Source organism: Pseudoalteromonas sp. HF66 (genome assembly GCF_011806445.1).
Lineage (GTDB): Bacteria > Pseudomonadota > Gammaproteobacteria > Enterobacterales > Alteromonadaceae > Pseudoalteromonas > Pseudoalteromonas apostichopi.
Map to the genome: position 1 here is coordinate 210111 of NZ_JAATOU010000006.1, position 10199 is coordinate 220309.

The 10199-nt window shown below is 41.9% G+C and carries 10 protein-coding genes; 6 read left to right on the plus strand and 4 right to left on the minus strand.

The features are described from left to right. Positions 1-51 precede the first annotated feature (51 nt). Complete coding sequence (trmL, locus tag HCZ11_RS08665) at positions 52-516, plus strand: tRNA (uridine(34)/cytosine(34)/5-carboxymethylaminomethyluridine(34)-2'-O)-methyltransferase TrmL (protein ID WP_054550977.1); 465 nt, start codon at positions 52-54, stop codon at positions 514-516. A gap of 291 nt (positions 517-807) precedes the next feature. Beyond that, a complete protein-coding gene (locus HCZ11_RS08670; protein ID WP_167658222.1) occupies positions 808-2505 on the plus strand; it encodes a bifunctional diguanylate cyclase/phosphodiesterase in 1698 nt (565 codons plus the stop codon). Between the two features lie 82 nt (positions 2506-2587). Here the strand turns inward: HCZ11_RS08670 and gpsA are convergent, their stop codons facing one another. The 4 genes from gpsA to HCZ11_RS08690 are packed head-to-tail and all read right to left on the minus strand — an operon-like array spanning position 2588 to position 4852. Next, complete coding sequence (gpsA, locus tag HCZ11_RS08675) at positions 2588-3595, minus strand: NAD(P)H-dependent glycerol-3-phosphate dehydrogenase (protein WP_130049714.1); 1008 nt, start codon at positions 3593-3595, stop codon at positions 2588-2590. 3 nt (positions 3596-3598) lie between these two features. Further along, a complete protein-coding gene (gene secB, locus HCZ11_RS08680; protein ID WP_058586639.1) occupies positions 3599-4087 on the minus strand; it encodes a protein-export chaperone SecB in 489 nt (162 codons plus the stop codon). A gap of 41 nt (positions 4088-4128) precedes the next feature. Then, the gene (gene grxC / locus HCZ11_RS08685) at positions 4129-4386 is read right to left on the minus strand and encodes a glutaredoxin 3 (RefSeq protein WP_130049715.1); all 258 of its coding nucleotides are present in this window, start codon (positions 4384-4386) and stop codon (positions 4129-4131) included. 34 nt (positions 4387-4420) lie between these two features. Next, positions 4421-4852 (minus strand): rhodanese-like domain-containing protein, encoded by a 432-nt coding sequence (locus HCZ11_RS08690; RefSeq protein ID WP_167658223.1) that lies wholly within the window; start codon positions 4850-4852, stop codon positions 4421-4423. A 192-nt stretch (positions 4853-5044) separates the two neighbouring features. Between HCZ11_RS08690 and gpmM the strand changes: the two genes are divergently transcribed. The 4 genes from gpmM to HCZ11_RS08710 are packed head-to-tail and all read left to right on the plus strand — an operon-like array spanning position 5045 to position 9830. Further along, positions 5045-6589 (plus strand): 2,3-bisphosphoglycerate-independent phosphoglycerate mutase, encoded by a 1545-nt coding sequence (gpmM, locus tag HCZ11_RS08695; protein WP_130049717.1) that lies wholly within the window; start codon positions 5045-5047, stop codon positions 6587-6589. 3 nt (positions 6590-6592) lie between these two features. Beyond that, complete coding sequence (locus HCZ11_RS08700) at positions 6593-7732, plus strand: murein hydrolase activator EnvC (RefSeq protein ID WP_130049718.1); 1140 nt, start codon at positions 6593-6595, stop codon at positions 7730-7732. Positions 7733-7767: 35 nt separating this feature from the next. Further along, complete coding sequence (locus HCZ11_RS08705) at positions 7768-9036, plus strand: S41 family peptidase (RefSeq protein WP_167658224.1); 1269 nt, start codon at positions 7768-7770, stop codon at positions 9034-9036. A 35-nt stretch (positions 9037-9071) separates the two neighbouring features. Beyond that, positions 9072-9830 carry a divergent polysaccharide deacetylase family protein gene (locus tag HCZ11_RS08710; protein WP_167658225.1) on the plus strand — a complete coding sequence of 253 codons (759 nt, stop codon included), beginning with the start codon at positions 9072-9074 and terminating at the stop codon, positions 9828-9830. Positions 9831-10199 lie beyond the last annotated feature (369 nt).

Here is a 10199-nt window from a genome sequence, read left to right on the forward strand (position 1 = left end):
TAGTTCGTGTATACTCAGCAGCAGATCTAATCCTTTTTAAATGAGATTCAAATGCTTGATATTGTGTTGTACCAACCAGAAATTCCACCGAACACGGGTAATATCATTCGCTTATGCGCGAACACGGGTTATGCGCTGCACCTAATTGAACCACTTGGTTTTGAGTGGGATGATAAACGGGTCAAACGTGCTGGTCTTGATTATCATGAATTTAGCCATGTACAGCGCCATGCGTCGTTTGAAGCATATCTTGAAAAGTGCCAGCCGAAAAAAGTCTATGCGTGTACCACTAAAGGCAGCCAATTTCACCACCAAGCGCAATACCAACCAGGCGATTGTTTAGTGTTTGGTCCAGAAACCCGCGGCCTACCTGATGAGCTCATTCAATCATTACCTAAAGAGCAGCGAGTTCGCATTCCGATGCAAAAAGATAGCCGTAGCATGAACTTATCTAACTCTGTGGCTGTATTTGTTTATGAGTCTTGGCGTCAACTGGGGTTTGTGAACGGTCAATAACTTATTGAAAAAACGCTCGTAATAAATATTTACTAATTGTTTAGCACGACCATTTTTTATGGACTAACCTAAATAGGTTAGTTTGTTCCCTAAAGATGGATTTTAATGCGCTTTTTCGCCCAAGTAGGCAGTATCATTTTGCTGATGCAGCACTTTTCTAGTGCTGCTTCTACTGCTGTTTCAAATCCCACTATCTCGCAAGCCCCAAACATAGCGCCCCTTTTACTGCTGATTCTTTTAGCTATTGTCATCCTTATTGGAGCGGTCATCTATTATCAAAGAAATCAAAAGATGACGCTATTGGATGCCCTACTCTCTCAGTCTAAAGATGGAATTTGGGTCAGCGATGAGCAGTTTCGGATCATAGAAATCAATAACGCATTTAGTGAAATATCGGGTTATAAAAAAAACGATGTACTTGGCAAAAAATTCAAAGCATTAACGCAAGCTGGTCGCGATAAGCAACTCGAAGAAATCATACAACAGGAGTTAAGTAATGACGGTTATTGGTCTGGCGAAATTTGGAATTTACGTAGAGATGGGCAACCCTACGCCATTGATTTGTGTATAACAAAAGTGACCACACCACGCTTTGCGAAAAGCTCTGTAAGATACGTTGGTATGTTTTCTGATGTGACAGCTCGTAAGAATAACGAGCGAGCTATGCTCAAGCTCACTACCAAAGACAGCATAACAGGCTTATCAAACCGCGCCATTTTTATAGAATCACTTGAAAAAGCAATTAAAGCCTGTAATGACACTTACCCAAGCCTGTTGATCATCTTTATCGACATAGACAATTTCAAAAAAATTAATGACTCACTAGGCCACACGATTGGCGATGTTCTGTTAAAAGAAGTCGCCTGTCGTTTAACCGACTCCCTAAATTCAGGCTTTACTATTGCAAGAATTGGTGCTGATGAATTCGCGGTACTGGTGCCGCCCTACCTATACTCTGGCAAAACGGTGTTCTTCGCCAAAAAGACCGCAGACATCGTACTACAACAATTTAAGACCCCTTTTATGTTAGATGGTTTTGAAACCTCGCTAACAGCGTGTTGTGGCCTTGCTATCTACCCAGACAATGCATACAACTGTGAAAACTTAATGCGCAGCGCAAATAGTGCCCTAAATCATGCTAAGAAAATGGGCCGTAATACTTATCAGTTTTTTGATAAAGACCGCCACACGCTCGACCCAACCGAATTAACCAAAGAAAGCGCTTTATTTAGAGCGATTACCAACAATGAGTTTGAGCTTTACTTTCAACCTAAGTTTGATGCTCAGCACAACCAATTGTACGGTTTTGAGGCTTTAGTTCGTTGGCCACAAGAGGATGGCAGCATCATTATTCCTGATGAGTTTATTCCTCTCGCAGAACAAAATGGGGCAATTATTCCGCTCACCCAATTACTGATGGAGCAACTTCTTAATCAGCTGGCTCAGTGGCGAAAGCAAAGCATTTCATTTGGTAATGTAGCTATTAATATTTCAGCCTTACACTTTCAACAAAGCAGCCTTATCGAAACGCTAATCGACAACTTGGCTAAATTTGACGTGCCTGCACATTGCTTAGAACTTGAAATCACTGAAAGCGCCATGATGGATAACCCTGAGTTTGCAGAACAGCAAATGAAACGGATTAAATCAATTGGTGTACATATCGCGCTTGATGACTTTGGCACTGGCCATTCATCGCTAAGTTACCTAAAGCGTTTTCCAATAGATACGCTCAAAATCGACAAGTCATTCGTAAAAGACATCGATAAGAATGAACAAGATCGCAATATCACTGCCACCATAGTGCGACTAGCTAAATATTTGGATATAAATGTGGTTGCTGAAGGAGTGGAAACTGAGGAGCAGGCCTATATGCTGCATATTATGGGTTGTCATTTCCAGCAAGGTTATTATTACTGTAAACCATTAAAAGCCGAGCAAGTCAGCGAATTTATTAATGACACGTTAGAGAACCAGCAATCTAGCTAGCAGTTAAAATTGCAAATAAAAAACGCGATTCATGAATCGCGTTTTTTATTTTACAGTGCACAATCTGAATTTTTAAGATTGTTTATTCGGATTTTTGCTCACGGCCAAGCAACGCCATCGCAGCTTCTTTTACATCTTTATTTTCATAAAGCACTTTGTAAATTTGCTCCGTAATTGGCATTTCTATGCCTGTACGCTCAGCAAGTAGGTACACTTCTTTAGTATTTCTATAGCCTTCTACGACCTGACCTATTGATTCAATCGCAGCTTCAACCCCTTCACCTTTACCAAGCGCAAGACCAAAACGACGGTTACGAGATTGGTTATCTGTACAGGTTAAGATTAAGTCACCAAGGCCAGCCATCCCCATAAAGGTATCTGAACGTGCACCTAATGCACAACCTAAACGACAAAGCTCAGCTAAACCACGAGTGATCAAAGCTGTTCGTGCATTAGCACCAAAACCAAAGCCGTCAGACATACCTGCGCCAATTGCAATCACATTTTTAACCGCGCCGCCAAGTTGTATACCAATGAAATCATCATTGTTATACACCCTAAATGAACGTCCACAGTGTAAAAGGTCTGCCAGCTGCTTTGCAAAATCTTTAGAAGTCGACGATACCGAAATAGCCGTTGGTAAGCCCATTGCCATTTCTTTAGCAAAAGTAGGCCCAGAAAGCACAGCCAATGGGATATCATCCCCAAGCTCTTGCACTGCTACTTCTTGCAATAAACGGCCAGTATTAGGTTCTAAACCTTTAGTAGCCCATGCAACTTCGGCACCTTCTGACAACCAAGGTTTAATTTTTTGAAGCGTGCCTGCAAACGCATGACTTGGCACAACAACAAGAATGATCTTGCTTGCTTTAACTGCCGTTTCTAAATTAGCTTCTAATTGAAGCGTTTCAGGAAAGCTAACATCAGGAACATAACGTTGATTCTTCCGCTCAGCTGCAAGCGTAGCAACGTCATCGCTATTGCGGCCCCACAAGGTAACTGGGTGACCATTTCTGGCAAAGCAAATAGCAAGGGCGGTGCCATAAGACCCCGCCCCTAATACTGTAACAGCTGATTGTGCTGTACTCATAGCTTATGCGTCTGCAGTTGCCTGTTGGTCTTGAGCAGCACGTTGTTGCATGTATTGAGCAAATAGTGCGTCAAAGTTAACTGGCGCTAAGTTTAATTGTGGGAAAGTACCACGGTTAACTAGGTTTGATACTGCTTCACGAGCGTAAGGGAAAAGTACGTTCGGGCAGAAAGCACCTAACATGTGCGCAAGCTGAACTTCTTCAACTTCACCGATAGTGAAAATACCCGCTTGTTGGATTTCACAAAGGAAAGCTGTTTCTTCACCGATTGAAGCCGTCACAGTTAAAGCAAGAACAACTTCAAATACACCTTCTTCTAATTTGTTAGAACGAGTATCTAAGTCTAGCTTAACTTCAGGGGTCCACTCTTTTTGGAAAATAGCAGGTGAATTAGGTGTCTCAAAAGAAACATCTTTAGTATAAATGCGTTGAATTGAGAATTGAGCGCCTGCTTGTTGTTCTGCTGCTGCGTTTTGATTTTCTTCGTTCATTGTAATTCCTAACTTGTATTCGTTTTTATATTTAAAATTTATTAAGCGTTAAGCTTTGCGTCTAAAAGGCCTTGCGCTTCAATTGCCATCATGTCGTCACAACCGCCGATATGTTCATCATTAATGAAAATTTGCGGAACCGTGTAACCACCATTAGCTTTGTCGATCATTTCATCACGACGCTCAGGGTGAACACCAATATCGATATTCGTGTAGTTTACACCTTTGCTCTCTAATAACGCCAAAGCGCGTTGGCAGAATGGACAGTATGCTTTGGTGTAAAGAACAACTTTACTCATAATAATTCCTCTATCGGGCTGTTAGCTGCTTTGTTTAACGACCGGTCGTTGTTGGTAAGCTAGCTGATTGCCAAGCGCCCATACCGCCCGCTAATACATAAACACGCTCAAAACCTGCTTTATGCATTGCAGTTCCGATACCTGAGGCAGTCATGCCCGTGGTACATACTAGTATAATGGGTTTAGTCTTAAACTTTTCAAGGCTTGAAAAATCAGATTGCTTTGCTTTTTCTGGATTTAAGTGAGTTGCGCCTGCAATACGGCCAGAGTTAAACTCTTTTTGTGAACGTATATCAACGACTTGACCATCATCACGGTTAATTAGCAAAGTAAGTTGCTGTGGATTGATTTGACGAATAGCCGAAAATTTACTTTTAAACCAACTGCTGATCAGCATTGCGACTAATGCCAACCAGATAATGCTCAAAACCGGATGATTTGAGATAAATTCAATATATTGATCCATGCGTTTTCCACTAAGAAATTTAGGTGCCACAGCGCATAGCCATGGGTTAATTAAAATTTGCCACGCAAGTATACGTGCTTGAATTGAAAATGCTAGGGCGTGAAATATTTTAATATGACATATTGATAGCTGATCAAAACCATAAAACACGGTATGCTAGTGATATATAAGTGCCAATCTTCAGGAGCTATAATGACAGAGCATAAAAAACCATTGGTATTAATGATCTTAGACGGTTGGGGATACCGTGAAGACACAGAAAGTAACGCTATTCTTGCTGCTAATACCCCAGTACTCGATAACCTTTGGGCAACCCGCCCACATACATTAATTTCAGGTTCGGGACTTGATGTTGGTTTACCTGCAGGACAAATGGGTAACTCTGAAGTAGGCCACGTAAATTTAGGTGCTGGCCGTATTGTTTACCAAGATTTCACTCGCATTACTAAAGCGATTGATGATGGTGAGTTCGATAGCAACCCAGCACTTGTTGATAATATTGACAAAGCTGTAAAGGCTGGCAAAGCCGTTCATATTATGGGTCTTTTAAGCCCAGGTGGTGTTCATAGTCATGAAGATCACATTGTCGCAACGATTGAACTTGCTGCCAAGCGCGGTGCAAAAGAAGTTTACTTTCACGGTTTCTTAGACGGCCGTGACACGCCGCCACGCAGTGCAAAAGCATCAATTGAACGAATCGAAGCCGTATTTACAGAACTTGGCTGCGGCCGTTTAGCTACGCTTGTTGGTCGTTACTATGCAATGGATCGTGATAACCGTTGGAACCGTGTCGAGCTTGCTTATGACGTTATGGTTAGTGGCATTGCTGAATACAGCTATACAGATGGCGTTACCGCACTTGAAGCCGCTTATGCACGTGACGAAAACGATGAATTTGTTGCTGCAACAACTGTTGTGCCAGAGGGCCAATCAGCTGCTGAAATTAATGACGGTGATACAGTTATTTTTGCTAACTTCAGAGCTGACCGAGCACGAGAAATGACTCGTGCCTTTGTTGATGCTGACTTCAGTGGTTTTGATAAGAAAAAATCACCTAAGTTAAGCGCTTTTGTAATGATGACTGAGTATGCAGCAGACATCAAAGCGCCGATTGCATTTGCACCGGAACCCTTAACAAACGTATTGGGCGAATGGTTAGAGAAACAAGGTAAAACACAGCTACGTATTTCTGAAACTGAAAAATACGCACACGTTACCTTCTTCTTCAGCGGTGGCCGTGAAGATGAGTTTGTTGGTGAGACTCGCGAACTGATCCCATCACCTCAAGTAGCAACCTATGATCTGCAACCAGAAATGAACTCTGAAATGCTGACCGATAAACTTGTTGAAGCAATCGCTAGCGGTAAATACGATGCTATCATCTGTAACTACCCTAACGGAGACATGGTAGGTCACTCAGGTGTATTTGAAGCTGCAGTTAAAGCTTGTGAAGCAGTTGATCACTGTATTGGTCGTGTGGTTGCAGCACTTGAAGAACATGGCGGTGAAGCTCTGATCACAGCCGATCATGGCAATGCTGAACAAATGGCTAACCCAGCAACGGGGCAAGCACATACTGCACATACAAGTGAGCCTGTGCCATTTATCTATGTTGGCCGTGATGCAACACCGCATGATGGTAAGACATTAAGTGACGTGGCACCAACCATGCTCCACCTACTCGGCTTAGAGCAGCCAAGTGAAATGACTGGTAAACCAATCATGACGCTGAAATAAGCTATGAGTAAATGTATTAACCACTTCCTTAAAATTGGTTTAATACTGACTTCATTAGTAGCAACTTCGGTTGTTGCTAATGAAGATCAAACCAAAAAAGACCTATCAGATATTCAATCAGCTTTACAAAAAACAGAGGCTGAACTTAAAGGTCAACGCAAGTCAATTGCCCAAATGCGCAAAGATCTCCGCGCCCATGAACTCGACATTGCTAAAAATGCAAAAGCATTAAATCTTGCAGCCCAATCGGTTAAAGAAAACGAGCAACAACAGCGTGAACAGCAAGCAAAGGCACAAAAGCTGAAAGCCCAACAAGCACAGCGACAAACCTTATTAGCTGCACAGTTAAAAAGTGCTTACATGGCTGGTAGCCATGACTACTCAAAAATGCTGCTTAACCAGCAAGACACTGCCAAAATTGAACGTACACTAAGTTATTATAATTACTTAAATAAAGCACGCATCGAACAAATTGAAGAGCTCAAAGCACTGCAGCAAGAAATTGCAGACAACCAAGCTGAACTTGAAAAAACTAAACAACGCCTAGTTGCTTTATATGACGAACAAAAAAGACGTCAGCAAGCCTTAGTCAATGCACAGCAAGAACGTAAAACTAACCTCAACAAACTACAATCAGCATTAAAAGAAACAAAGAGCTCAATTGATTATCTAAAAGAAAACGAGCAAACCCTAATAACCGCAATAGAAGAGCTAGAACAAGAACGAAACCAAAAAGTAGAACTACTAGGCTTACAAAGTAGTAAAGGCAAACTTGACTGGCCAACTAAAGGGTCATTACGCCATCGCTTTGGGCAACGTAAGCACGGCAACATAGATTGGAAAGGCGTACTTATCAGCGCTAAAGAAGGCAGTAATGTAAAAAGCGTACAGAACGGCCAAGTTGTTTACGCTGACTGGCTAAATGGCTTTGGTTGGGTTATCGCTATTGATCATGGCGATGGTTTCATGAGCTTATATGGCCACGCACAAACTCTACTTCGCGATGTTGGCGACCTTGTTAGAGAAGGGGAGACAATTGCTTTAGTAGGTCAAAGCGGCGGACAACCGGATCCTGGTCTATACTTCGAAATACGCCACAAAGGACGCGCAGTAAATCCTGTAAAATGGTGCAGACGCATTTAATTGATTAAATAGCTGCACTCTATGAGGAGCAGCTGATGCTAAAAACTAAACATTCTTGCAAAGCACACTTTTCCCCAGCTAAGTTTTTCACTCAGCTGTCTTTAATGATGCTTATAACCTTTCTCTGCCTGATGCTGCAATCGTTTCAGGCTAATTCTAAGCCCTCGTTACAGTCTCTTCAGCATCATGAATTAAACGAAATCCTTTTTAATATTCATACGTATTATGTAGATGATCTTAAACTACAAAATTCATTTATTAACCAGCCAAATAATTTACAAGTCGAAGAATTGTTCGAACGCCTTGACCCTTATTCAAAGTATCTGGATGAGAATGAGCTCGATGCCATCTTCAGTAGCACTAATGGTCGATACACAGGACTAGGTATCGAAGTCAAAGTAGAAGATGGTCGAGTATTTATAGTCAACATCATTGATAAATCACCTGCAGCAGTTGCTGGTTTACAAGTAAATGATGAAGTTATTGGTATAAACCAACAGCCAATTATAGATAAAAGCATTGAAGAAGTAGCGAAATTAATTCGTGAAAGCGGGCAAAGCGCTGTCGATGTAGCAGTTAAAAGGGAGAAAGAAGCTGAGCTCAACTTCTCGATTAAACGCCAACAAATTAATTTGCAGAGCGTTAGTGGCTATTTAGCAGATACAGGCGTTGCACTAATCAGTATCAATGCATTTAACAATCACACACTGCACGATGTTGCTCGAGAACTTGCAAAAATGCAAGTCACCAATAGCTTTCCACTTTCTGGGCTAATAATTGATTTACGTGACAATCCTGGTGGTACATTACAAGGGGCCATTGAAGTCGCTGATCTGTTTTTAGATAACGGCACTATTGTTTCAACCAGAGGTCGCTTCAACGAAGCCAATCAAAAGTATCAAGCGCATAAGGGTGACATACTCAATGGTGCCCCTATCGCCCTACTTATTAACGAGAACTCAGCATCTGCGGCTGAAATACTCGCAGCAGCATTAAGAGATAATCAACGAGCAGTGCTAATTGGCGAAACCTCATTTGGTAAAGGCTCTGTGCAGTCGCTTATTCCATTAGGTAACGGTAATACAGCATTAAAACTGACCACAGCACGCTATTACACACCTGCAGGTCAATCAATCGATGGTAAAGGGATTCCCCCAGATGTGAGTATTAATCAAACAATGCTTTCAGAAATTGACCAAGACGTTATAATAAAAAACATTCAAGAATTGGCGCTTTTTAGCTCACTTCTAGATAGACAAGACAAAAAGCAACTTACAGCAAAGCAGCTAGTTATTATGCAGTAAGTAAATGCTCACAATGGATATAATAATTACAAAAAGTGAATCTACGAACAGGCTTATTACTCGCCGTATGTTGCCTACCGCTATTCTGCCAAGCAAAGCAAATAGCCATAGTAATCGATGATATAGGTAATCATCAGCGCGATCTTGAAATATTAAAATTACCAGGGCAAGTGACATTCTCAATCTTGCCCCATACCCCCTATTCGCAAATTTTTGCAGAGCGTGCCAGTAAAACTCATAAAGAATTGCTTTTACATGTTCCAATGCAAGCGCTTGATAAAAGCAAAGCGCTTGGTCCAGGAGCCCTAACAGATACCATGACTAAGTCCGAGTTACAAACTACTCTCGGCCATGCGTTAGCCTCATTGCCACAAGTAAAAGGTGTCAATAATCATATGGGGTCTGAGCTAACACAGCTAACTGAGCCTATGAAATGGACCATGGAAGTCCTAAAAAAGCGTGGTTTGTACTTCTTAGATAGTCGAACAACTAGCCAAAGTGAAGCGCAAAATGTTGCCAACCTTTATGGTGTCGCAAACGTATCTCGTCATGTATTCCTTGATAACAATGTCACCCAAAGCCAGCTACAACATCAACTTGAAGAACTAAAGACCAAAGCTGAGCACTTCAACTATGCAATCGCTATTGCACACCCCTACCCAGAAACCGTTGCATTTCTACAGCAAGCACTCCCAAAACTACAACAGCAAGGCTTCGAACTTGTTCCACTCTCACAGCTAGTAGAAACCAAATACATTCAATTAGCCAAGGCTGAACAAAGACAAGGGGAGTAAGCTGAACAAAACACGATTTGCGAGTTAGAAAGAGTAAGTCATAAAGGCTCTAAGTTCTAGGTTCTAGGTTCTAGGTTCTAGGTTCTAGGTTCTAGGTTCTAGGTTCTAGGTTCTAGGAAGAGTGTCGTTGTAGGAATGGCTTTAGCCATGAATGTGTTTGTTAAGGTCTAGATACGGCACTGACGTGCCTCCTACAGGGTTTTGTTGCTGAGGGAGACTCTGCACAAAACACCCCCACCGCTCAGCTGACATTTATTATCTGACGTCTGATGTCTCTGTGTTTCAGCTGACGTCTGACGGCTGAAAGCTGACAGCTCCAAACGCAAAAAAGCCCGACTCTTTCGAATCGGGCTTTCTTTAATTTGGAGC

What these genes read in the sequence shown, in the direction of transcription:
- trmL (WP_054550977.1), top strand. Translation starts at nt 52, where the DNA reads ATGCTTGATATTGTGTTGTACCAACCAGAAATTCCACCGAACACGGGT.
- HCZ11_RS08670 (WP_167658222.1), top strand. Translation starts at nt 808, where the DNA reads ATGACGCTATTGGATGCCCTACTCTCTCAGTCTAAAGATGGAATTTGG.
- gpsA (WP_130049714.1), bottom strand. Translation starts at nt 3,595, where the DNA reads ATGAGTACAGCACAATCAGCTGTTACAGTATTAGGGGCGGGGTCTTAT.
- secB (WP_058586639.1), bottom strand. Translation starts at nt 4,087, where the DNA reads ATGAACGAAGAAAATCAAAACGCAGCAGCAGAACAACAAGCAGGCGCT.
- grxC (WP_130049715.1), bottom strand. Translation starts at nt 4,386, where the DNA reads ATGAGTAAAGTTGTTCTTTACACCAAAGCATACTGTCCATTCTGCCAA.
- HCZ11_RS08690 (WP_167658223.1), bottom strand. Translation starts at nt 4,852, where the DNA reads ATGGATCAATATATTGAATTTATCTCAAATCATCCGGTTTTGAGCATT.
- gpmM (WP_130049717.1), top strand. Translation starts at nt 5,045, where the DNA reads ATGACAGAGCATAAAAAACCATTGGTATTAATGATCTTAGACGGTTGG.
- HCZ11_RS08700 (WP_130049718.1), top strand. Translation starts at nt 6,593, where the DNA reads ATGAGTAAATGTATTAACCACTTCCTTAAAATTGGTTTAATACTGACT.
- HCZ11_RS08705 (WP_167658224.1), top strand. Translation starts at nt 7,768, where the DNA reads ATGCTAAAAACTAAACATTCTTGCAAAGCACACTTTTCCCCAGCTAAG.